Annotated in this window: 18 protein-coding genes; 7 read left to right on the top strand and 11 right to left on the bottom strand. The window is 71.3% G+C overall.

Annotated features, from left to right (window positions below):
* The first annotated feature begins 1 nt into the window (after position 1).
* Positions 2-3502, top strand: coding sequence for a S8 family serine peptidase (locus tag ACIHFD_RS62465; protein ID WP_397375040.1), 3501 nt, complete (start codon positions 2-4; stop codon positions 3500-3502).
* Positions 3503-3553: 51 nt separating this feature from the next.
* Here the strand turns inward: ACIHFD_RS62465 and ACIHFD_RS62460 are convergent, their stop codons facing one another.
* The 11 genes from ACIHFD_RS62460 to ACIHFD_RS62410 form a co-directional block, all read right to left on the bottom strand.
* Positions 3554-4834 carry an amidohydrolase gene (locus tag ACIHFD_RS62460; protein ID WP_397375039.1) on the bottom strand — a complete coding sequence of 427 codons (1281 nt, stop codon included), beginning with the start codon at positions 4832-4834 and terminating at the stop codon, positions 3554-3556.
* On the bottom strand, positions 4831-5928 hold the full coding sequence (locus ACIHFD_RS62455) for a tartrate dehydrogenase (RefSeq protein WP_397375038.1): 1098 nt from the start codon (positions 5926-5928) through the stop codon (positions 4831-4833). The genes ACIHFD_RS62460 and ACIHFD_RS62455 overlap by 4 nt, the downstream gene beginning before the upstream one ends.
* Positions 5925-7460, bottom strand: a complete 1536-nt coding sequence (locus ACIHFD_RS62450; RefSeq protein ID WP_397375037.1) for an ABC transporter substrate-binding protein — start codon at positions 7458-7460, stop codon at positions 5925-5927. The genes ACIHFD_RS62455 and ACIHFD_RS62450 overlap by 4 nt, the downstream gene beginning before the upstream one ends.
* A gap of 123 nt (positions 7461-7583) precedes the next feature.
* A complete protein-coding gene (locus ACIHFD_RS62445; protein WP_397375036.1) occupies positions 7584-9077 on the bottom strand; it encodes an aldehyde dehydrogenase family protein in 1494 nt (497 codons plus the stop codon).
* Positions 9074-10075, bottom strand: coding sequence for an oligopeptide/dipeptide ABC transporter ATP-binding protein (locus ACIHFD_RS62440; protein ID WP_397375035.1), 1002 nt, complete (start codon positions 10073-10075; stop codon positions 9074-9076). The genes ACIHFD_RS62445 and ACIHFD_RS62440 overlap by 4 nt, the downstream gene beginning before the upstream one ends.
* A 35-nt stretch (positions 10076-10110) precedes the next feature.
* Positions 10111-11115: an ABC transporter ATP-binding protein gene (locus tag ACIHFD_RS62435; protein WP_397375034.1), complete on the bottom strand. Its 1005-nt coding sequence runs from the start codon at positions 11113-11115 to the stop codon at positions 10111-10113.
* Positions 11112-11915 carry a GntR family transcriptional regulator gene (locus tag ACIHFD_RS62430; protein ID WP_397375033.1) on the bottom strand — a complete coding sequence of 268 codons (804 nt, stop codon included), beginning with the start codon at positions 11913-11915 and terminating at the stop codon, positions 11112-11114. Before ACIHFD_RS62430 ends, ACIHFD_RS62435 begins: the two co-directional genes overlap by 4 nt.
* Before the next feature lie 113 nt (positions 11916-12028).
* Positions 12029-12961 (bottom strand): ABC transporter permease, encoded by a 933-nt coding sequence (locus tag ACIHFD_RS62425; protein WP_397375032.1) that lies wholly within the window; start codon positions 12959-12961, stop codon positions 12029-12031.
* Complete coding sequence (locus tag ACIHFD_RS62420; protein WP_363968981.1) at positions 12948-13883, bottom strand: ABC transporter permease; 936 nt, start codon at positions 13881-13883, stop codon at positions 12948-12950. Before ACIHFD_RS62420 ends, ACIHFD_RS62425 begins: the two co-directional genes overlap by 14 nt.
* A gap of 46 nt (positions 13884-13929) precedes the next feature.
* On the bottom strand, positions 13930-15210 hold the full coding sequence (locus ACIHFD_RS62415; protein WP_350740199.1) for an FAD-binding oxidoreductase: 1281 nt from the start codon (positions 15208-15210) through the stop codon (positions 13930-13932).
* A gap of 16 nt (positions 15211-15226) precedes the next feature.
* Positions 15227-15901: a haloacid dehalogenase type II gene (locus ACIHFD_RS62410; RefSeq protein WP_397375031.1), complete on the bottom strand. Its 675-nt coding sequence runs from the start codon at positions 15899-15901 to the stop codon at positions 15227-15229.
* A 455-nt stretch (positions 15902-16356) separates the two neighbouring features.
* Here ACIHFD_RS62410 and ACIHFD_RS62405 point away from each other — a divergent pair, with 455 nt between their 5' ends.
* From ACIHFD_RS62405 to solA, 6 genes are read left to right on the top strand one after another with little or no spacing between them, the layout of a single operon-like run.
* Positions 16357-17628, top strand: coding sequence for a cation diffusion facilitator family transporter (locus ACIHFD_RS62405; protein WP_397375030.1), 1272 nt, complete (start codon positions 16357-16359; stop codon positions 17626-17628).
* Between the two features lie 5 nt (positions 17629-17633).
* A complete protein-coding gene (locus ACIHFD_RS62400; RefSeq protein ID WP_397375029.1) occupies positions 17634-18215 on the top strand; it encodes a GNAT family N-acetyltransferase in 582 nt (193 codons plus the stop codon).
* Complete coding sequence (locus ACIHFD_RS62395; RefSeq protein WP_350740211.1) at positions 18199-18612, top strand: hypothetical protein; 414 nt, start codon at positions 18199-18201, stop codon at positions 18610-18612. The genes ACIHFD_RS62400 and ACIHFD_RS62395 overlap by 17 nt, the downstream gene beginning before the upstream one ends.
* Before the next feature lie 53 nt (positions 18613-18665).
* The gene (locus ACIHFD_RS62390) at positions 18666-19928 is read left to right on the top strand and encodes an aspartate aminotransferase family protein (RefSeq protein ID WP_397375028.1); all 1263 of its coding nucleotides are present in this window, start codon (positions 18666-18668) and stop codon (positions 19926-19928) included.
* Positions 19903-21435 carry an NAD-dependent succinate-semialdehyde dehydrogenase gene (locus ACIHFD_RS62385; protein ID WP_397375027.1) on the top strand — a complete coding sequence of 511 codons (1533 nt, stop codon included), beginning with the start codon at positions 19903-19905 and terminating at the stop codon, positions 21433-21435. Before ACIHFD_RS62390 ends, ACIHFD_RS62385 begins: the two co-directional genes overlap by 26 nt.
* Positions 21432-22622, top strand: coding sequence for an N-methyl-L-tryptophan oxidase (solA, locus tag ACIHFD_RS62380; protein ID WP_397375026.1), 1191 nt, complete (start codon positions 21432-21434; stop codon positions 22620-22622). Before ACIHFD_RS62385 ends, solA begins: the two co-directional genes overlap by 4 nt.
* Positions 22623-22964: the final 342 nt, after the last annotated feature.

The raw sequence follows: 22964 nt of genomic DNA, 5'->3' as shown, positions 1-22964 counted from the left end.
CATGCGCCGCCGCCTCCTGACGGCCCTCTGGCTGGTGCCCGCGTTGTTGCTGGGCTCAGCCGTACCGGCCGCCGCCGCGAACGACCCCCTGCCCGACCGGCTCGACCGCGCGGTCGCCGCCAAGCTCGCCGAGCACGACACCACCGACGTGTTCGTGATGCTCAAGGAGAAGGCGGACCTGTCCGGCGGGAAGTCGCTACGCGGCCATGCCGCCAAGGCCGAGCACGGGTTCCGCACGCTGCGCTCGACCGCCGAGCGCAGCCAGCGGGGCCTGCGCTCCTTCCTCCAGGACTCCAAGGCGATCTTCACGCCGTACTGGCTGGTCAACGCCGTGCTGGTGCGCGGCGCCGACGCCGGCCTGGTCAAGCGGCTGGCCGAGCGGCCCGACGTGGCCCGGGTACGGCCGGCCGGCAGCGTCTCGCTGCCGGAACCCGAGCGCGCGGCCAAGGCCGCGGCCCAGGTCGCGGGCGTGGAATGGGGCGTGGACTCCGTCGGCGCCCCGCGCGTCTGGTCCGGCTTCGGCGCCAAGGGCGAGGGCATCGTCGTCGCCACGATCGACTCCGGCGTACAGTACGACCACCCCGCCCTGGCCGGGCAGTACCGCGGGCGCAAGGCCGACGGGAGCTACGACCACAACTACAACTGGTTCGACCCCACGCTGGTCTGCGGCGTCCCCTCGGCGACGCCGTGCGACAACAACGGGCACGGCACCCACACCATGGGCACCATCGTCGGCGCGGGCGGGATCGGCGTGGCGCCCGGCGCCACCTGGATCAGCGCCAAGGGCTGCGAGACGAGCAGGTGCAGCGACGTCTTCCTGCTGGAGGCGGGCCAGTGGATGCTGGCGCCCACCGACCTGGAAGGCAACAATCCGCGCCCCGACCTGGCGCCGCACCTGGTGAGCAACTCGTGGGGCGGTGACGCGGGAGACCCCTTCTACCAGGAGATCGTGAACTCCTGGGTGGCGTCGGGCATCTTCCCGCTCTTCGCCGCGGGCAACGCCGGGCCCGAGTGCGCCACCGCGCACTCGCCCGGCGACTACGCCAACACCTACGCCGTCGGCGCCTACCAGTCCGACGGGAAGATCGCCGACTTCTCCAGCCGCGGCGACCCGGAAGGCACGGCGATCAAGCCCAACATCGCCGCGCCCGGCGTGGCGATCCGCTCGTCCGTGCCGGGAAGCGGCTACTCGGCCTACAGCGGCACGTCCATGGCCACGCCCCACGTGGCGGGAGCGGTGGCGCTGCTGTGGTCCGCCGCGCCGACCCTGCGCGGCGACATCGCCGCCACCAGGCGGGCGCTGGACGAGACCGCCGTGGACGTGACCGACTACAGCTGCGGCGGCGACAGCGCGAACAACCGGGTGTGGGGGCAGGGGCGGCTGGACGCCTTCGCCGCCGTCACCTTCGCGCCGCGCGGCCAGACCGGCACGCTCGCCGGAACCGTCCGCGACGCCACCGGCGCGGCCGTGCCGAAGCCGACCGTGACCCTGACCGCCTCCGGCGTCAAGCGGACCCTCACCGGCGGCGACGACGGGACCTTCAGCATCCCGCTGCCTCCCGGCTCCTACGAGGTCACCGCCTGGGCCTTCGGCTTCGCGCCCGCCACCGGCACCGCCACCGTGGTCGCCGGCGCCACCGCCACCCGTAACCTGTCCCTGGCCACGGTCCCGCGTTACGACGTCTACGGCGAGGTCCGGCAGTCCGGCGGCGAGCCGCTGCCCGGCGCGGTGGTCAGCATCGAGGGCACCCCCTACGCCCCCGTCACCACCGAGTCGGACGGCGCCTTCGCCATGCTCGGCGTCCCCGTCGGCACCTGGCGGGTGAACGTGCAGGGAGCCCGGTGCGGCGCCTCCACCACGGTGACGCTCGTGGTCGACTCCGACGAGGTCCTCCAGATCGACACCCCGCTGCGCAAGGACGCCTTCAACAACAAGTGCGACGTCATCCCGACGCTCACCTGGGAGTCGGGCACCACCCCGCTGGCGCTGACGGGTGACGACGCGGGCGTCGCGGTCACCCTGCCCTTCTCCTTCCCGCTGTACGGCAAGCCATACACCAAGGCGTGGATCTCCACCAACGGCTTCATCAACTTCCAGCGGCTCAGCACCCTGTCCATCAACAGCGCGATCCCGAGCGGCGGCCTGCCCAACTCCGCGATCTACGCCTTCTGGGACGACCTCGTCGTGGACTCCTCGGCGCAGGTGCTCACCGCCACCCTCGGCGCCGCGCCCAACCGGCGCTACCTCGTCGAGTGGCGCAACGTCACCCTGGTCTCCCAGCCCACGGCGCGCCTCACCTTCTCCGCGGAACTGCACGAGAACGGGCAGATCCTCATCCAGTACAAGTCGCTGTCGAGCGGCCTGATGCCACGCGGCTCCTCGGCCACGATCGGCATCGAGAACAGCACGGGGACGCTCGGCTTCGAGTACTCCAGCAACGTGCCCGTGCTGCGCTCGGGCATGGGCATCCGCTTCTACGGCGCGGGCGTCGTCCAGGGCGTGGTGCGCGACCCCGCCGGCACGCCTCTCAAGGGCATCGAGGTCGGCTACGCGATGCCGAACGACTCGACGCTCATGGAGCAGGCCGTCACCGACGCCACCGGCGCGTACCGCCTGTTCCCTCTGCCGGGCGAGTACACGGTGTCGATCGCCGCCGCCGACTGGGAGTACTACTCCTCCAAGGTCACGCTCGGCGAGGAGGGGCAGGTCATCGACCTCGACATCACCCTGTATCCCAGCAGCAGCGACATCTCCGGCGTCATCAGGGACAGCTCGGGCAAACCCCTCCCCGGGGTGAGCGTGGCCGTCATGGACCGCAACATCGCGGCCGCGACCACGGACGAGACCGGCGCCTACCGGCTGACCGGCGTCCACGGTGGCACCCAGTGGATCCAGGTGTTCGCCCGGGCCTGCGAGGTGATCGTCCAGAAACGGCTGACGGTCACCGGCGACCTGGTCGTCGACCTGACCCAGGGCATGCCCGTCGACGACTCCGGCTTCGCCTGCACGCGCAAGCCACGCGCGTGGGTCGAGGGCACCGAGGTGCGCAACGTCAACGCGACCACCAGCGAGATGGTGCCGCTGCCCTTCTCCTTCCCGCTCTCCGGCGACACCTTCACCAGCGTGGGCGTCACCGGTCTCGGCATGCTGCTCTTCTACGACGCGCTGACCGGCGAGTGGTCCTGGGCCGCGCCGTACACCGACAACCTGGACTACGACGACCAGTCCTCGGTGCGCACCGCGACGGTGAACGGCGCGTTCGTCGTCGAGTGGCGCGGCGTCCTGCTCAAGGGCACCGGCCTGCGCCTCACCTTCGAGGCGGTGCTCCACCCCGACGGCCGCATGGTGTTCCAGTACGGCGACCTGCCCGACGACCCGCGGATCCGCAACGGGGAGGGCGTCGTGGCGGTGTCGAACGCCTACGGGCCCGACGTGCTGCTGATCCGCGGCACGCTCGACCCCGAGACGGCCTTCGAGGTCCGGCCGGCCCCTCAGAGCTGAAGGCCGGACGGCGACCGCCCGCTGACGGGCGGTCGCCATGCCCGGGCGACGTCACCAGGATCGGATGAGCGCGGCCAGCAGGTCGGCGGCCGGGGCCAGCGCGGCCTCGTCCAGGTCGAAGGTCGGCGAGTGATGCGGTCCGAACGTTCCGGCGCCCACGAGCAGGTATCCGGCGAGCCCGCCGCGTTCCTGGACGCGCCGCATGAACAGCGTCGCGTCATCGCTCGCGCGCAGGGGACGCGGCGGCAGAAGCCGCAGGCCGTGGCTCGGGGCAAGGGTCTCGATCCTGGCGAGGATCGCGCCGTCGGTGGTCGCGCTGGTCGCCCAGCCGGTTCTGGCGATGTCCACGGTGACACCGTGCATGGCGGCCGCGCCGTGGAGGACGGCGCGGGCCCGCCGCTCCAGATCGTCGTGCTCGGCGGCGGCGTCGGCCCGGACCTCCGCGCCGAGGACGGCAAGGGCGCTGACGATGTTCGCCGCACCGGGCGCGTGCAGCGTCCCGACGTTGACGCGGGTCGTCGCCGTCGCGTAACGGGGCAGAGCGTGCAGGCCCAGAACGGCGGACGCCGCCGCCAGCAGGGCACTGCGGCCTTGTTCGGGCGCCCAGCTGGCGTGGGAGGCGATCCCGGTGAACTCCGCCCGCAGTTTCGAGGTCCCGTACAGCTCGGTCGCGGCCGCGACGCATCCGTCCGGGGTGCCGAAGCCGAGGTGGACGGCCAGCAGGACGTCGACGTCGTCGACCAGCCCGGCGGCCAGCATGGGAGCGGCGCCGCGGACGCCCTCCTCGGCAGGCTGGAACAGCAGTCGTACGGTGCCGGCGAACTGCCTGTCGGACAGCAGGGCCGCGGCCCGCAGCGCGATGGCCACGTGCCCGTCGTGCCCGCAGGCGTGCATCGCGCCGTCGATGTCCGAGCCGAAACCCCCGGCCGCGGGGTGGTGGCCACCGGAACGGCTCTCCTGGATCGGCAGGGCGTCCATGTCCACCCGCAGGCCGACCAGCGGACCCGGGCGAGTGCCGTGCAGCTCCGCGACGAAGGCGGTGTTCCCGTCACGGAAACGGTGCACCGACTCCGGCGGCACGCCCTGCGCGGCGGCCCGCCGGACGGCGGCGTCGAGCTCGTCACGGTCCGGCAGGCCGGGGTGATCGTGCACGTCGACGAGGTCGCCGCCGCCGCCGCGCAGCCGCCAGCCCAGGTCGGACAGGAGGCTCCAGGCGAGATCCGCGGTCTCGATCTCGAGGAAGCCGACCTCGGGCCGCCGGTGCAGCTGACGCCGGACGGCGGTCGCGTCCAGCGGATCCGGCCGGGCCCCGGATCGCCGGCGCGTGCTCACGATGTTCCAGCGGCGAGGGCGTGGACGACGGCGGTCGTGAACTGCTCGGTGCTCGCCGTGCCGCCGAGATCGGGGGTGGCGGTCCCCGCACGGAGGACGTGCTCGAAGGCGGCCACGAGACCGGCCGCGGCGTCGGATTCGCCGAGATGATCCAGCATCATGGCCGCCGCCCAGAGGGTGCCGACCGGATTGGCGATGCCCATGCCGGCGATGTCGGGCGCCGATCCGTGCACCGGCTCGAACATCGACGGGTACGTCTTGGTGGGGTCGAGGTTGGCGCTGGGCGCGACCCCGATCGACCCGGCCAGGGCGCCGGCGAGGTCGGAGAGGATGTCGCCGAACAGGTTGGAGGCGACGATGACGTCGACGCTCTCCGGCCGCAGCACGAGTCGTGCGGCCAGCGCGTCGATGAGGACCTTCTCCAGCCGAACCCCGCTGCCGTCGGCCACCTCGGCCACCACCTCGTCCCAGAACGGCATCGTGTGGATGATGCCGTTCGACTTCGTCGCCGAGATCAGCCGGCCCGAGCGCCGCAGGGCCAGGTCGGAGGCGAAGCGCGCGACCCGTTCGATGCCGGCCCGGGTGAACACCGCCTCCTGGACGGCGAACTCACCGGGCCGGCCGCGGTTGACCCGGCCGCCGACCTCGCTGTATTCGCCTTCGACGTTCTCGCGTACGACGACCAGGTCGATCGGGGCGTCCGAGCGCAACGGCGAGCGGATCCCGGGCAGCGAACGGACCGGCCGGAGGTTGACGTACTGGACGAACTCCCGGCGGATGGGGATGAGCAGTCCCCACAGGGTGATGTCGTCGGGGATGTCCGGCGCGCCGACGGCGCCCAGCAGGATGGCGTCGGCGGAGGCGAGCTGCTCGAGGCCGTCGACGGGCATCATGCGCCCGTGCGCCCGGTGGTGGTCGCACCCCCACGCGCGCTCGCGCCACTCGACGGTGAACCCGAAGGTCGCGGCCAGGTGGTCGACGCAGCGCACGGCGGCGGGGACGACCTCGGTGCCGATCCCGTCACCCGGGACGACGTCGACGACGTAGCGCCGTGCCGTCCCGGGGCCGGTGTGTTCCGGGGAAGTCGTGGTCACGACAGCTTCGTGTCCTTCGTGAGGAGGGTCCGCTCCAGCGGGTCGGTCGGCAGTCCCTTGACGGTGTCCGCGACGCCCATGGTGAGGCTCTCGTGGACGAGCGGGACGAAGGCCACGTCGGTGGCCAGCTGGGTGGCGATCTGACCGTAGAGGTCGTGGCGCTTGGCCGAGTCCGCCGTGCTCCCGGCCTCCTTGACGAGCTCGTCGACCTTCGGGTTGCAGTAACCGGCGAGGTTGAAGCTGCCCTTGCAGGTTTCGTCCGAGCGCAGAACGCTGATGGGCTCGGGCAGGTCGATGAGGTGGTTGCGGGACAGCAACGTCGCCTGGAAGTTGCCGCCCATGAGGTCGTCCTCGACCGAGGCGTAGTCCCCGGTGCGGATCTTCACGGTGATGCCGGCCTCGGCCAGCTGCGCCTGGATCACCTGGGCGAGGTCGGCGAACTCGGGCCGGTCGGAATAGGCGATGAGCTCGAAGCCGAGCGAGCCGGGGTCGATGCCGGCGGCGGCCATGGCGGCCTTGGCGTCAGCGGCGTTTCCCTGCACGGGCTGCAGCCCGGCCGGCGTCCAGGGCTCGTCAGGCGTGAACGGTCCGGCCGCGGCGGTGGCGGTGCCCTCGTAGACCGCCTTGACGATGGCGTCGAGCCCGATGGCCTTCTGGATCGCGCGGCGCGCCTCGACCTTGTCGAAGGGGGCCTTGCGGGTGTTGAGGTACAGGCCGGTGGTGCGGGGCAGCGCGGTCTGCTGCAGGGTGATGTTGTTGTCGCCCTTCAGGGTGGTGAGGGTGGTGACGGGGAGGTTGGCGGCCACCGAGACCTCACCGGCACGCAGCTGCGTGGCGCGGGTGGCGCCGCTCTCGGCGTAGCGGATCTCCGCGCTGCCGAGGGCGACGTCCCCGCCCCAGTAGCCGTCGTTGGCGGCCAGCGACAGCGACTGGCCGGTGCCGATGCTGGTGATCTTGAACGGCCCGGTGCAGGTGCCGACCGGGTTCGTGGTGGTGCCGGAGAACGCCTCAGGGGCGAGGATCCCGGTGTTCGGGACGCTGACCCGCAGCGGCAGGAACAGGTCCTCCTCCGGCGTGTCGATCCGTACGGTCCGGTCGTCGACCGCGGTCACCGCGGAGATGACGCTGGGGGCGAAGCTGCGCGGCGGCGCCGTGGCCTTCAGCAGCCGGTTGAGATCGTCGGCGACGACCTTCGCGGTGAGCGCGGTGCCGTTCTGGAACTTGGTGTCACGGATGGTGAACGTCCAGGACTTGGGCTCCGTCTGCTTCCATTCCGTCGCCAGGGCGGGCTGGGCGTGGTTGTCCTTGTCCACGGCCACCAGGGTCTCCAGGCAGCCGGCGCGGGTGAGGGTGAAGGCGTCGTCGGTCTCCAGGGCGTACCCGGAGTCGGGCGCCCACAGGTCGGCGATGATCAGCTTGGAGCCGCCGCCGCCGCTCGCGGTGGCCTCGGGACTGCCGGAGTCGAACGAGCAGCCGGCGAGCACGACGAGGGCTGTCGACATGCCGGCGAGGGTTTTCCAGGTGCGTGCCATGCTGGTGTTCCTTCTGAACGTCGTCGGGGGGAGAGCAGGGGAGTGGGCACCACGACATGACCGGTTGACGCTCGTGTGTCCCGGTCGGATGGGCAGCGGATGAGGAGTTGCCGGTGAGGGAGCTCAGCTGATGGAGGTCAGCCGGGCCGCGATGACCTTGGGTGCGGTCATCGCCACGACGGCGCTGGTGACGCCTTCCCGGCCGATGCCGCTGCGGTGGAAACCGCCGAACGGCATGGCGTCGATGCGGAAGTCGGAGGTGTCGTTGATCATTACGGCGCCGGCCCGCAGCCGGCGGGCCGTGCGCAGGGCCGCGGTGGTGTCGCGGGTGAAGACCCCGGCCTGAAGGCCGGTGGCCGCGCGGTTGGCCTGGTTCACGGCGTCGTCGAGATCGGCCACGGGCAGCACGCTGACCACGGGGCCGAAGATCTCGTCGGTGACGATGGGGTCGTCGGGGGCGAGGTCGGTGAGGATGGTCGGCTGGTACGTGGCGTCCTGGCGGACCGCTCCCGCGCGTACGACGGCGCCGCGGGCGACGGCCTCCTCGACCCGGCGCTCCACGCGGCGCGCGGCCGCCGCGTCGATCAGCGGCCCGACGTCGGTCGTCTCGTCATGCTTGCTGCCGACGCTCAGGTGAGCGGCCATATGGGTCAGGTGGCCGAGCAGTTCGTCGTAGTGCCGGGCGACCACGTAGACGCGCTGCACCGACAGGCAGTTCTGTCCCGCGCACCCGAACGCCCCTTCGGCTATGGCCTGCGCGGCCGCCATCAGGTCCACGCCGTGGTCGACGATGACGGGGTTGGACCCGCCCAGCTCCATCAGCAGGGTTCGGGCGCCGGCCAGGCGGGCCACCTCGTCGGCGGTGCGGATCCCACCGGTGAAGGAGACGACGTCGACGCCGGGGTGCGACACCAGCTCCCGCCCGGCGGTCGGGCCGCCCGGCAGCACGGCGATCCGGTCGCCGGGAACGCCCGCCTCGAGGAGCAGCTCGGCCAGGGCGAGCGCGGACAGCGGCGTCGCCTCGTGCGGTTTGACCGCGATGACGTTGCCGGCCAGCAGCGCCGGGCCGACCTTGTGCGCCACGAGGTTCAGCGGGTCGTTGAACGGGGTGATGGCGGCGACGACCCCGAGCGGTTCCCTGCTGCTCCACCCGAGCCGGTCCGCGCCACGGGAGGTGTCCTCGAAGGGCACGCTGGCGCCCTGCAGGGCGTGTCCCGCACCGGCGGACAGCTGCAGGGTCTCCGCCGCCCGGGCCACCTCCCGGCGGGCATCCCTGATCGTCTTGCAGCCCTCGGAGCCCACGATGGCGGTGAACCGTTCGGCCTGCTGCCTCAGCAGGTCGGCGGCCCGGTGCAGGGCCTCCCGGCGCTGCCACAGCGGCCAGTCGGCACGGTCGGCGGCGGTGCCGGCCCGGAAGGTGTCCACGAGCGCGTCGACGGCCGCGCGTACTTCCGCGGCGGTGCTGTCGGCGACCTCGCCGAGGAAGGCGCCGGTCTCGGGGTCGATCACGGCGGTGTGCCGTTCGGTCTCCCGCCAGCGTCCGCCGGCGAACGCCTTACCGGGCGGAGTCCAGCGGGTGGCGACGGACGGGGCGGTTTGTCCGGTCATCAGGCTCATGCGGGGATCTCCTCAACGACCAGCCGGCTCCGGCTCTCCGCGGAGCGGTGACAGCGGACGTGGTGGCCGTTTCCGTTGTCGACGAGGTCGGGTTGCTCGGTGCGGCAATGGTCGGTGGCCAGCGGACAGCGGGTGTTGAAGCGGCAGCCGGGAGGCGGGGAGACGGGGCTGGGTGGTTCGCCTTTCAGCTGGTCAGGTTCGCCGGCGTCGATGCGGTGTCCCTGACCGGAGTGCAGCAGCGCCAGGGTGTAGGGGTGCAGGGCGCCCGTGAAGATGTCGTCGTGCGTGGCCATCTCCACGATCTGCCCGAGGTAGAGAACCGCCACCCGGTCGGCGAGGAACTTCACCACCCTCAGGTCGTGGGAGATGAACAGCATGCTCAGCCCGCGCGACCGGCGCAGATCGACCAGCAGGTTCAGGATGGTCGCCTGCACCGAGGCGTCCAGGGCCGACACGGGCTCGTCGCAGACGAGCAGCTTGGGTTCCAGCAGGAGGGCTCTGGCGATGACCACCCGCTGCAGCTGCCCTCCGGAGCAGTCGCCCGGCCGGCGCTCCAGGAAGCTGTGGTCCAGGCCGACCTCCGCCAGCGCGGTGGTCACCCGCCGCAGGCGTTCCTGCGGCGTGCCGATGCGGTGTTGCTGCAGGGGGGCGAGCAGCGATTCCCGCAGCGTCATGCGCGGGTCCAGCGCGGAGTGCGGGTCCTGGAAGACCAGCTGCGCCGACCGGCGCAGCTGACGGAGCTGGGCGCCGCGCAGCTTGCCGACCCTCAGCCGATCGACCTCGATCCGTCCGGAGTCGACCGGTACGAGGCCGAGCAGGAGCCGGGCCAGCGTGCTCTTGCCCGAGCCCGACTCACCGACCAGCCCCAGTACCTCCCCCTCGCGGATGGTCAGGGAGACGTCGTCGACGGAGTGCACGTGCGGCCGGCGCCCGAAGCCGTTCCGCGCCAACGGATAGTGCTTGGTGACGTGGTCGATGACGGCGATGTCGGAGCTCATGTCGGAGCTCATACCGGGGCTCTGCGCGGGGTCGCTCATGCCGGGACCTGTCGTCGGGGGTCGATGGTGACCCAGCAGCGTGAGTTGCGACGGGTGCCGCAGCCGGCGAGATCGGGTTCCTCGGTGTCACAGTGGGAGCCCAGTTCCCCGTCACTGGCCGCGACGTCGCAGCGCGGGCGGAAGCGGCAGCCGTGACTGACCGCGCGTGCCGCGGTGGCGTTGCCGGGGATGGTGTGCAGATGGCCGGTGTCGTCGGTCTGCAGGGTGGAGCAGCGCAACAACGCCTGGGTGTAAGGATGCTCGGCGGCGGTGATGACCTCGGCGGCCGGTCCGTCCTCGACGATGCGGCCCGCGTACATGACGGCGATGCGGTCGGCGATGGAGGCGACGGTGGTGACGTCGTGGGAGATGAACAGGACCGACATCCCGGTCTCGACCTGCATGGCGGCGATCAGCCGCAGAATCTGCGCTTCGACGGTGACGTCGAGGGCGGTGGTGGGTTCGTCGGCGATGAGGACGTCCGGGTGGGCGGCCAGCGCCATGGCGATCATGACGCGCTGGGCCATGCCGCCGGACATCTGGTGTGGATGCTCACCGGCGCGGCGATCGGGATCGGGGATCCCGACCGCGGCGAGCAGCTCCACGACCCGGCGGCGGGCGGCCTGCCTGCTCATGCCGAGATGCCTGCGCAGCGGCTCGGCGACCTGGCTGCCGACCGTCGCGGTCGGGTCGAGCATGCGCTTGGGCTGCTGGTAGAGCATGGAGATCCGCCGGCCGCGTACGCCGTCCAACGCCCGTGAGGAGGCGGCGAGCAGGTCGAGATCGCCCAGCCGCAGGCCCTCGGCGTGCATGTGCAACCCGGCCGGCAGCATGCGCAGCACCGAGTGGGCGGTCATGCTCTTGCCCGACCCCGATTCGCCGACCACGGCCAGCACCTCGCCGGGATCGAGGGTCAGGCTGATGCGGTCGAGGATGGGTGGGGCCTGTCCGGGCCGCCCGGCGTGAACGGTGAGGTCGCGGACCTCCAGACGCGCGCTCATGGCTGCTCCCGGGGATGCGGTGGGGCTTCTTGGTCGTCGCCGTGGCGGTAGCCGTCGGCGTGTTCATGGGAGGCCGACGGATCCTGGTGGCGATGCGAGTGAGGGCGAAGGCGCTGCTTGGGCGGCTGGTCCGAGGCCCCCGGCTGGAGCTCGCCGACCTCGGCGAAGTGACGGTCCAGAAGTTCCTTGGCGGCGAACCTGTCACCGCTGGCGATGACGTGCAGCAGTTGGTCGTGCTCGGCCCACAGCTTGGAAGGGTCGCTGTAGCTGTCGACGATCATCCGGAAGCACAGCTGCATCTCGTTGGCGATGAGGCCGTACAGCCGATCCAGCCGGGTGCTGCCGGCGGCACTGACCAGCCGGCGATGGAAGGCGAGGTCGAGGGCGGCCAGCGCGCTCTCGTCCGCGTGGCCGACGGCGTCCCTCATCCGCGCGACGATCACCTCGAGGTCGGCGACCAAGCCCGCGGAAACCCCTCGGGCGGTGACCCGGCGCAGTGCCTCCCGCTCGATCGCCTGGCGGGCGACGAAGATGTCCTCCAGGTCCTCCGTGGTCAGGGTGGGGACGAAGACCCCTTGGCGGGGGTAGCTGACCAGCAGGCCTTCTTGCACCAGACGCTGCATCGCCTCGCGCAACGGGCCGCGCGAGACCTCGAAGTACGCCGCGAGCTCGACTTCGTTCATCTGGGTCCCCGGCGGGAACTCCCCGCCGAGGATGCGGTCCCGCAACAGCCCGGTGACCACCTCCGTCAGCGTCCGCTTCGAGGTCCTGCCCGCCGGGGCCGGGGTCTGTTGGCTCATGAGTGTGCTTCTCCGGGTTCGTGTTCCGTTCCCACCGCTCGCGCTCTCCAGCCGCAGGAGCGCGTGATCGTTTCCAGTGTGACCGCCGCGCGGGTGCGGCGGGACTCCGCAGCTCATGTGGACCGCCCTGCCCGGGCCCGGCGCGTCTCCAGGCCGCGACCGGCGAGTGTGACGCTGAGGGCGGCGATGAAGATCGCGGCACCTGGGGCCAGGACCAGCATCGGCAAGCGGTCCAGGTAGGGGATGGCCTCGGACAACATCGACCCCCAGTCGGAGAACGGTGGCTGGACGCCGAGCCCCAGGAAGGACAGGGCGCCGACGGTGATGAGCTTGTGGCCGAAGCGCACTGCCGCGTGGGCCAGCAACGGGGGCAGGGCGTTGGGAAGCAGATGGCGGCGGATGATGAACCACCCCGAGCACCCCAGAGCATGAGCCGCTTCGATGAAGTCACGGCCGTTGATCTCCAGCGCGACGCCACGGGCCAGCCGGCAGAACGGCGTCCACCCGCCGATGGTCAGGGCGAGCACCAGCGTCAGGTCACCGGTGCCGAGGATCGCGACGAGGAAGAGCGCGACCACCATCTCGGGGAAGGCCAGCAGGATGTCGGTGACGCGCATGACGACGGTGTCGAGCCAGCCACCTCGCCGCGCGACGACGAACCCCACGAGAGTGCCGGTGACGGCGCAGATCAACAGCGTGACCGAGGCGACGGCCAGGGAGAACCGGCCCCCGTCCAGCAGCCTGCTGAGCACGTCGCGGCCCAGGTGGTCGGTGCCCAGCAGGTGGGCCGCGGAGCTGCCTTCCAGGCGCGCGACGAGGTCCTGCTGCGCCGGCGGATAGGGCGCCAGCCACGGTGCCAGCAGCAGGAGCGTGGCGATCACCCCGAACAGGACGGATCCGGCCAGCAGCGCCGGCGGCCACGTTCCGCGCCCGCGGCGCGCCGGGGCGGTGGCGGTCTCGGCCGGTGACGGCGACGGTGACGGCGGCGGCGCGGCGCCGGGTTCGTCGCGACGGGCGTCGTCGCCGAAGACGTCAAGCACGGACACGGCTCGTCCTCGCGTTCGGGTTGATGGCGGTGTAAAGGACATCGGTGAGGGTGGTGATGAGCACGGCCAGGCCGACGACCGCCACGACCCCACCCTGGATGAGCGGGACGTCGTTGTTGATGACCGCGTCGTACATCTGCCGCCCGACTCCGGGCACGGCGAAGATGACCTCGACGACGACCGACCCGCCGAGCAGGCCGGCCAGCCAGACCGCGAACAGGGTCAGGACCGGCAGAACGGAATTGCGCAGCCCGTGTCGCAGCATGGTCTGGGCGAAGCTCAGCCCGCGCCCGCGGGCGGCGGTGATGTAGGGCGCCTCGAGCACCTCGATCATCGACGAGCGGGCTACCTGGGTGAAGTAGCTCATCGGCCGCAGCGCCACGGTCAGGCAGGGAAGCACCATCGACTCCACCCCGTGCCAGCCGGAGGAGGGCAGGACCCCGAGCTGCAGGGCGAACACCAGGACCAGGACCGGGCCGAGCCAGTACTCCGGGACGGCCACGAACGCCTGCGTGACGCCGGTGATCGCTCCGTCGAGCGGGGTCCCGCGCCGTACCGCGCAGACGGCTCCCAGCGGGACCGCCACGAACAGGGCGAGCAGGAGGGCGATGACGGCGATCGAGGCGGTGACCGACAACGCCCGCATCAGCTGGGGGAGGACCTCCGTGCCGTTCGTGAACGACCGGCCGAGATCACCCTGCAGCGCCGAGCCCAGCCAGGACAGGTACTGCTGGAGCAGCGGCCGGTCCAGCCCGTACTCGACCCGGAGGCGGGCCAGCGTCTGCGGGTCCTGGACCAGGTCGCCCACTCTGGCCCGCAGGATCCGCGCGGCCGGGTCGCCGGGCGTGACGTAGGGGATGAGGAACACCAGGAAAGAGGCGACCAGCAGGGTCGTCACGAGGACGGCGAACCGTCTCAGCACGTACAACACTCGGGTACCTCCGGGTCGTCACACGTTCGCGGATCGATCAGCGCACGGCGTCGAGCGCGCGGAAGAACGCCCCGGCGGCCGGCAAGAACCAGGGCGGCCCGAAGTGGCCGGGAACCGGCGGGAACGCCAGCCCCTTCCAGGGGTTGACCGTGGGGTCGCCGCCGATGACGTCGGCCATGACCTTGCCCATGTGGGTGGCCATCTGGACCCCGTGGCCGCTGTAGCCGACGGAGTAGTGCATCCCGTCCCGTACGCCGGCGTGGACCATCTGATCCATCGTCATGTCGACCAGCCCGCCCCAGCAGTAGTCCAGCCGGACGTCACGCAGCCGCGGGAACACCTCGGTGACGGCCTTGCGCAGGATCTCGCCGCTCTTGAGGTCCGACTGGGCGTCCGACAGGGCGAACCGGGCCCGCCCGCCGAACAGCAACCTGTTGTCCGGCGTGGGACGGAAGTAGTACAGCAGGTTCTTGGTGTCCGACGCCATCCGCCGGTGCGGCATGAGCTGGGCGACGAGGTCGTCCGGCAGGGGTTCGGTGACGACGATGAAGCTGCCCACCGGCACGATGCGGCGGCGCAGCCACGGGGTCAGCGATCCCGTGTACCCGCTGGTGGCGATGAGCACGTCGGAGGCGGTCAGGACGCCGCGCGTGGTCTGCACCCGATGCCCGTTGCCCGGGCCGACGCGGCGGACGCCGGTCACCGCGGCGTTCTCCGCCACCAGGGCCCCGTGGCCGACCGCGGCGCGGGCCAGCCCCATGACCAGCTTCCCGACGTGGGCGCCCGCCCCGTTCGGATCGACCTGCGCACCGTGATAGCGGTCGCTGCCGAGCTCGTCCCGCATGCGGCCGCGGGGGACCAGCTGGACCGAGCGGCCGATGAGCCTCTCGATCATCTCCGCCGACCGCTCCAGCGCGGCGTAATGCGCCGGTTTGGCGGCCAGGGTGAGCTTGCCGGACCGCACGAAGTCGCAGGCGATCTCCTCGTCGGTGACGATCTTCTCGACGGTGTCGATCGCGTCGTCGTAGGCGGTGAACATCGCCGTCGCACGCTCCGCGCCGTACCGCTTGACCGCGGCGGGGAAGGAGATGGCCAGGCCGGTCGTGGCCATGCCGCCGTTGCGGCCGGAGGCTCCCCAGCCCACGGTGTGCGACTCCAGCACGGCGACGCTGGCGCCGCGGCGGGCGAGATGCAGCGCGGCGGACAGGCCGGTCAACCCGGCGCCGATGACCGCGACGTCGACCTGCTCGGGGAGTTCGGCACGGCGGAAGTCGCCGGCCGGTTCGGCGGTGTCGAGCCAGTAGCTGGTCAGCTTCACGACGTCCTCCTTCCGGTCAGAGACCCAGCACAGCGGGGACGCCGGACAGGTCTGTGGTCTCGGCGTACCGGTAGAAGGGGGTGGAGGGGTCGTAGCCGCGGTTGACGTAGACCTTGTGCGGGATCCGCAGCTCGTGGGCGGGGATCAGGTCGTACCAGATGTGCGAGGAGACGTGCACGATCTCGTCGCGTTCGCAGCCCAGCTGGTCGAGCATGTACTCGAAGGCCTGGTAGCGCGGCTTGTACGCCTTGGCCTGCTCGGCGGTGAACACCTTGTGGAAGGGGGCGCCGAGCTGGTCGACATTGTGCTGCAGTGTCTCGTCGACGGCGTTGGAGAGGATCACCAGGGGGTAGGCGTCGGCGAGCTTGGCCAGGGCCGGGGGTACGTCCGCATGGGGACCCCAGGTCGGCACGCAGGCCACGATGGCCTCGCCGTCGGAGGCACGGTAGCCGATGCCCCAGCGTTCGCAGGTGCGCCTGAAGGAGTCCTTGAGCACGTCGGGGTAGAGCTTGAACTCGCCGAGCACCTCGTCCATCCGGTACGCGCGATAGTCCTTGAGGAAGAGCGGCATGTCCTCCTCGGAGATCCGGTCGGCGACCAGCGGCTTGACGGTGAGGTTGAGATCGAAGCTGGTCAGGGTCCCATAGCAGTCGAAGGTGATGTATTTGGGGCGCACGCTGGTCAGGTCCACGAGCAGTTCCTCCGGTGGGGGTCGGTCCGGTGGGAGTGGGAGCGTCGGTGCGAGCGGCGAGATGTCACGCTCGGTGTCAGCCGCCTGAGGCGACTGGCCGTGTGGTGTCTGGAACGCTAAGCATCCGATTCTCTGCTGTCAACAATTCCGAGCCGCCTGCTTGTAAAGAGTATGTTTCCCCAGCTTCTGTCGATCTTCAGGAGCTGATTGCCTGGTATTGGTGCTGATTTTCGCTGCCCGTACGGCCTTCGTCTCCGGAAGATTGTTGACAACAGTTGACCGTCGCTGGCTGTTGTGGACAAGATGTGGTGGCGCGGCAGACGCCACTCGGCAGCCGACCGCCCCTCTCCCGGCCCCGCGACTCACCCTCTCGGCCCCGCGACCCCCCTCCCGGCCTCCGCGACTCACTCACCCAGTCCCGCGACTCACCCTCCGCCGGCATGAACGGACTCTCGATGCGAGCTTCCACGACCCCAGACGATCACGGCCACGGACACGGCCACGGACACGGACATGGCCACGACCACCCGCACGATGACGCTCCCGCCGCCCCCGCGAAGGGCCACGGGCACGGGCACGGCCACTCCGATCACGACCACCACGAGCCCGAGGCTTCGGCCGCCACCGGCCACGGGCACGGCCACGGACATGGGCACGGACATGGCCACGGCGACGACCACGACCACGGCACCGGCCTGTGGGCGAGGGTCAAGCACACGCTGATCCCGCATGCCCACGACGCCAACGACGCGATCCAGAGCGCCGAGGAGTCGGCCCAGGACGGGATCCGCACGGCCTGGATCGGGCTGGCCGGCATGATGGCCACCGCGATCGGCCAGATGGTCATCGTCGCGGTGTCCGGCTCGATCGCCCTGCTGGCCGACACCATCCACAACCTCGGGCACGCCGCGACCACGATCCCCCTGATCATCGCCTTCCGGCTGGGCCGGCGCGCGGCGACCAAGAAGTACTCCTACGGTTACCGGCGCGCCGAGGACCTGGTCGGGCTGTTCATCTCCCTGGTCATCGTCGCCTCGATCGGGTTGATCATCTGGGAGTCGATCGACGCGCTGATCAACCCGCACCCGCTGACCAACCTGTGGTGGGTCTTCGCCGCGGGGCTCGTCGGCTTCCTCGGCAACGAGATGGTGGCCGTGTACCGCATCCGGACCGGCCGTCGCATCGGCTCGGCCGCGCTGATCGCCGAGGGCCAGCACGCCCGTGCCGACGGATACACCTCGATCGCCGTCATCGCCGGCGTGGTCGGCGTGTGGCTCGGGTTCGACCGCGCCGACGCCATCGTCGGCCTTCTCATCGCCGTGGCGATCAGCGGCATCCTGGTCAACTCCCTGATCATCATCGTCCGCCGGCTCATGGACGGTGTGGAGCCGGGGACGATCGACCGGATGCGCACCACCATCGCGGGCGTCGACGGCGTCGTGTCCGTCGGCGAGGTCCGCGTCCGCTGGTCGGGTCACCGCATGGAGGGAGACGCCGAGATCGGCCTCGACTACGGGCTGAGCATGATCGAGGCCCACGCCGTGGCCGAGAACGTACAGCACTCCCTGATGCACGCGGTGGGCAACCTCGACCGGGTCACCGTCCACGTCCACCCCACCTTCGACGGCGTGATCCCCGACGACCTCCACGAGTTGTCCGGCCACCACGCCTCGAAGGAGGCCAGGGAGGCGTACCGGGCCAAGCTCGCCACGCAGGGAGCGGGGTGACTCCCATGGAATGGTCGATCCACCCGCTGAGCGAGCGCACCCTGCCCGGCGCCCAGTCGGTGATGCGGCGCAGCATCGCCGAGGACTTCGGCGACGCCTACGACCCGCGGATCCACGCCGACGTCGACGACCCCATGACCCACTACGCCCCGGGAAACGGCCCCTTCCTCCTGGTGGTGACCGACGACGGCACGGGTGAGGTCCTGGCGACGGGCGGCATCCGCAGCGGACGGTTGAAGCCCGGCCTCACCCCGCAACACGTCGTCGACCGGTACGAGGACGGCCGGCACGGCCAGCTCGTACGCGTCTACGTCCGTAAGGAGGCCCGCCGCGCCGGCATCGCCAGGGCCCTGGTCCGCGCGGTGCTCGACCGCGCGGACCAGGAGGGGCACTACGAGGCCATCGCTCTGCACACCTATCGCCACTCCCCGGGCGCCATCGCCTTCTGGGAGTCCTTCGGCGCCCGGCTCGTCCATGACGACACGCAGGGAGCCAGCGGCGCGGTCTTCTACGACCTGCCGCGCAGCCCTCACAGCCACCCCCACCGCACTGGCGAGACAGGAGAACACCATGTCCAAGCGTCGTGACGTCTTCATCTTCGTTGCCGAGCCCACCAAGATCGAGGATGCCCGCACCAGCCTCGTCGACTGGCTGCGCAGCCTCGAGGGCCACCCCGGCTACCTCGGGGGCTCGGTGCTGCGCGAGTGCGCCGGGGAGCTCATCCCGAACACGCTGGTGATGACGCTGGAGTTCGAGAGCACCGAGGCCGCCCGGGCCCTGTGGCCGAAGATCGAGAACACGATCAACCCGCTCTACCCCGATGACAAGTCCGACAAGTCGATCGACCAGGGTGCCGCGTTCTTCACCGGCGCGGACGCCCCCGTGGCGCCGGAGGACCTGAGGTTCACCCGCGGCAACGGCCTGGTGGCCCGGATGCTGCACATCCACGCCGAGGTCGTCGAGGACGTCGTGGTCGCCGCCTGACCTGCACCGTTCCCCACCCGTAGTCCCCACCCCGATGTGATGAGGAGCCTTTCTTGACGAGCACCAGCCTGTGGCATCCGCAGACCGCGATGTCCACCATCGAGGAAACCCTCACGGTCATCGCGTCGGGGCGGGGAGCCTCGGTGCGTACCGAGGACGGCCAGGACCTGCTCGACCTGCCGGCCGGCCTGTGGCACGCCAATGTCGGACACGGCCGGACCCGCATCGCCGACGCCGTCCGTCAGCAGATGAACGTTCTGGAGACGTACCACCTGTTCCAGGGCATGGCCAACCGGCCCGCCATCCGGCTCGCCGAGCGCCTCGCGGAGCTGAGCCCCATCCCCGACGCGAAGGTCTTCCTCACCAGCGGCGGCTCCGACTCCGTCGACACCGCCTGCAAGCTCGCGCGCCGGCACTGGCAGCTGGCCGGGCGGCCCGGCAAGCGCGTCATCGTCTCCCGGCAGCACGCCTATCACGGTCTGCACGGGTTCGGTACGAGCATCACGGGCATCCAGAGCAACCGCGACGGGTACGGCAGCGACTCGCTGATCCCCGAGACCGCCCGCGTCCCGTGGAACGACCTGGCCGCCACCGAGGCGGAGCTGCTCCGGCTCGGACCCGACAACGTCGCCGCCGTCATCGCCGAACCGATCATCGGCACCGGGGGCGTGCTGCTGCCCCCGCCCGGCTACCTCACCGGGCTGGCCGAACTGTGCCGCCGCCTGGACATCCTGCTCATCGCCGACGAGGTCATCACCGGTTTCGGGCGGGTCGGGCAGTGGTTCGCCTGCCAGCGCTTCGGCATCGAGCCGGATCTCCTCACCATGGCCAAGGGCATCACCTCCGGCTACCTGCCGCTGGGCGGCGTGCTGGTGTCCCGGCGCGTCTGGGAGCCCTTCTTCGCCGAAACCCCCGACGCCCCGACGTTCCGCCACGGTCTGACGTACTCGGGCCACGCCGCGGCCTGCGTCGCCGCCGAGGTGAACCTGAGCATCCTCGAGGAGGAAGGTCTGCTGGAGCGCGTCCTGGACCTCGAGCCCGTCCTGGCCCAGGCCCTCACCCCGCTGCGCGACCACGAAGCCGTCGTCGACGTCCGGGCCGGTGCCGGACTTCTCGCGGCGGTCCAGCTCGCCCCCGACGTCGACGCACGGCCCGTACTGCGCGCCGCGCGGGAGCAGGGCGTCCTCACCCGGCTGCTGGCCGACAACTCCCTGCACGTCAGTCCCCCGTTCGTCATCACCGCCGAGGAGATCTCCCGTGCCGCCGACGTCCTCAAGTCCGCTCTCGACCGTGCCCGTACCCTCGAATCCGCCTGAGCCCGCGCAGGCGTCGGCGCTGCGGCCGGCTGACATCGCCCGGCACCGCGACCTCACGGAGACCGCGGCCGCGTCGCTGCCCGGCGGCTTCCTGGCCGCCGAGTGGGCGGCGCCGCGCTCCGGGCGGATCTTCGACGTCGCCGATCCCGCGCTCGGCCGGCCGGTCGCCGCCGTCGCCGACTGCGAGCCGGGTGACGCCCTGCTCGCGCTGACCGCGGCGAACGACGCCTTCCCCGCCTGGGCGGCCGCCCCGACCCGGCGGCGGGCGGACATCCTGTACGGGCTCTACCAGGCGATGCTCGCCGACGAGGAGCGCCTGGCGGCCCTCATCACCCTCGAGGTCGGCAAGACTCTCGCCGAGGCGCGCGGCGAGGTCCGTTACGCCGCCGAATACGTCCGCTGGTACGCCGAGGAGGCGGTTCGCAGCTCCGGCCGCAGCACCCCGACCCCCGACGGCAGCTGGCACATCGTCACCGCCCCGCGTCCGGTCGGCCCCTGCCTGCTCATCACCCCGTGGAACGTGCCGCTGGCGATGGCCACCCGCAAGGTCGCGCCCGCCCTGGCCGCCGGCTGCACGGTCGTGCTGAAACCGGCCGAACTCACCCCGCTCACCACGCTGGCCTTCGCACAACTCGCACGGGACGCGGGGGTCCCGGCAGGGGTCCTCACCGTGGTCACCACCACGGACCCGGGGTCGGTCTGCGGCACCCTCATCGCCGACCCACGACTGCGGAAGGTGTCCTTCACCGGGTCCACCCCCGTCGGGAAACTGCTGCTGCAGCAGGCCGGCGCGCACGTGCTGCGTACGTCGATGGAACTCGGCGGCAACGCCCCGTTCCTGGTCTTCGACGACGCCGACCTCGACCTCGCGGTCCGTGAGGCGGTCATCGCCAAGATGCGCCTCGGGGGCCAGTCGTGCGTGGCGGCCAACCGGTTCCTCGTCCAGGAACCGGTGGCCGACGAGTTCGCGGCCCGCCTCACCGAGGCTCTCACCGCGATCAGGGTCGGGCTGGGAACCTCGGACGTCGACCTCGGCCCGCTCATCGACGACCGCGCGGTCGCCAAGGCCGACCGGCTGGTCGACGACGCCGTCGCGAAGGGGGCGACAATTCTGGGGCGTGCCGACGCGCCCGGTGGTCCCGGCAGCTGGTTCGCCCCTGTGGTGCTGGACCACCTCAGCGCCGACGCTCTCCTGCAGCAGGAGGAGGTCTTCGCCCCGGTCGCGGGCATCCGCCGGTTCCGGACGGAGGACGAGGGGGTGGCGCTGGCCAACGACACCCCGTTCGGGCTCGCGGCGTACCTGGTGGCGCGCGACAGCGACCGGATCGCCCGGGTCGCCGGCCGGTTGGACAGCGGCATGGTCGGCATCAACCGGGGGCTGCTGTCCCACGTGGCCGCGCCGTTCGGCGGGATCAAGGAGTCCGGGCTCGGCCGAGAAGGCGGCGCCGAAGGACTCGTCGAATACCAGAACCTCAAGTACCTCGCCGCCCCGGCGCTGGCCTCATGAGACTCGCCGGAACTGCTCGAAGGAGCGCGGCGGTCATCGGGACCGGAGCGGTGGGGAGCATGGCCGCCTGGCAGCTGGCCGAGCGCGGCCTGGAGGTGCATGCCTTCGATCGCTGGGGCGTCCCGCACCACCGCGGGGCCTCCGGCGGGCAGAGCCGCCGGTTCGCGGTCATCAGCATGGGCGACCCGGACCTGCCGCCGCTGGTCCTCCGGGCCGAGCAGCTGTGGCGGCGGCTGGAGGAGGCGACCGGACGGCGTCTGCTCGAGCAGACCGGCGGACTGATCCTCGGCCCCGCCGGCAGCACCTCCGTCCGGAAGGCCGTGACCAGCTGCGAGAACTGGGGGCTGGCCCATCGCATCCTCGACGCACAGGACGTGCGGCAGGCTTTCCCCCAGCACGCCGTCGACGACGAGGACATCGCCGTCCATGACCCCGCGACCGGCTTTCTCCGTCCCGAGCCGGCGATCCTCGCCGCGATCGAACAGGCCACGACGCTCGGGGCGACCGTGCGCCACGACACCGAGGTCCTCGACATCGACGTGAGGTCCGAGACCGTCGGGCTGACCTACCGAAGCGGCGCGGACCGACCGCACAGCGAGACGTTCGACGCGGTGGTCATCGCCCCCGGCGCCTGGGCGGCCACGCTGCTGCCGGACGGGCTGCGGGAGGCGATCGGAGTGGCCGGGCTGACCGCGCGCCGGCTGGCGCAGACCTGGTTCGTGCCGGACGACCTCTCGCTGTACGGCGCGGAACGCTTTCCGGTCTTCGAACGCGTCGCCATGCCGGACGGCACCTCCATCTACGGCTTTCCCAGCCTGGACGGCGCCACGGTGAAGATCGGCGTGAAGAGCCGCCCGCACCCGGAGCTGACCGACCCGGCGCGCCCGGATCCCCACCTCGCCGCCGACCACCTGGCGGAGATCCGCGATGTCGTCGGGCGCTGGCTACCCGGGCTCAACCCGCGTCCGGTGCAGACCTCGGTGCACGTGGAGTCGTACACAGCGGACGGCCGGCCCGTCGTCGGGCTGCTCCCGGGCGCGGCGCACGTCGCGGTCGCCGTCGGCTTCTCGGGCGGAGGATTCAAGTACGCACCGGCGATCGGCGAGGCCCTGGGCGACCTCCTGGCGAACGGTGCCACCGAGGCCGGTATCCGGCAATTCGCACCGGGCCGCTCGGCGACGGTGTGAGCAGATCGCCCAGCCTCAGGGGACGGTGAGGGCGTTCCCCAACCCCTTCGTTCGCCAGGGCGATGGTGTAGGGGAACGTCACTCCGGCCGGGCGCGAGAGGGATGGGATGATCGCTTCCGTGTGTCACGAATGCAGGAGGAATGTTATGTAGGCAGACATCTCTGATTGCAATGCTGCGTGGGAGATGAAGGTCATGGCCCTTCGGAGTCGCCCTGCGGGGGGAGATTCCAAACCGCCTCGTGCTGAGTTGGCTGAAGACCGTCGTGGTGAGCGATCGAGGAAAAGGCGCCTGCGAGGCGTCAGGTGGGGACTGGAAAGGCGAGCGCAAGCGAATCGCTGCT

The organism is Nonomuraea sp. NPDC051941 (assembly GCF_044593615.1).
Note: the sequence above shows the minus strand (reverse complement) of the source record. Positions and strands in the feature narration are given on the sequence as shown.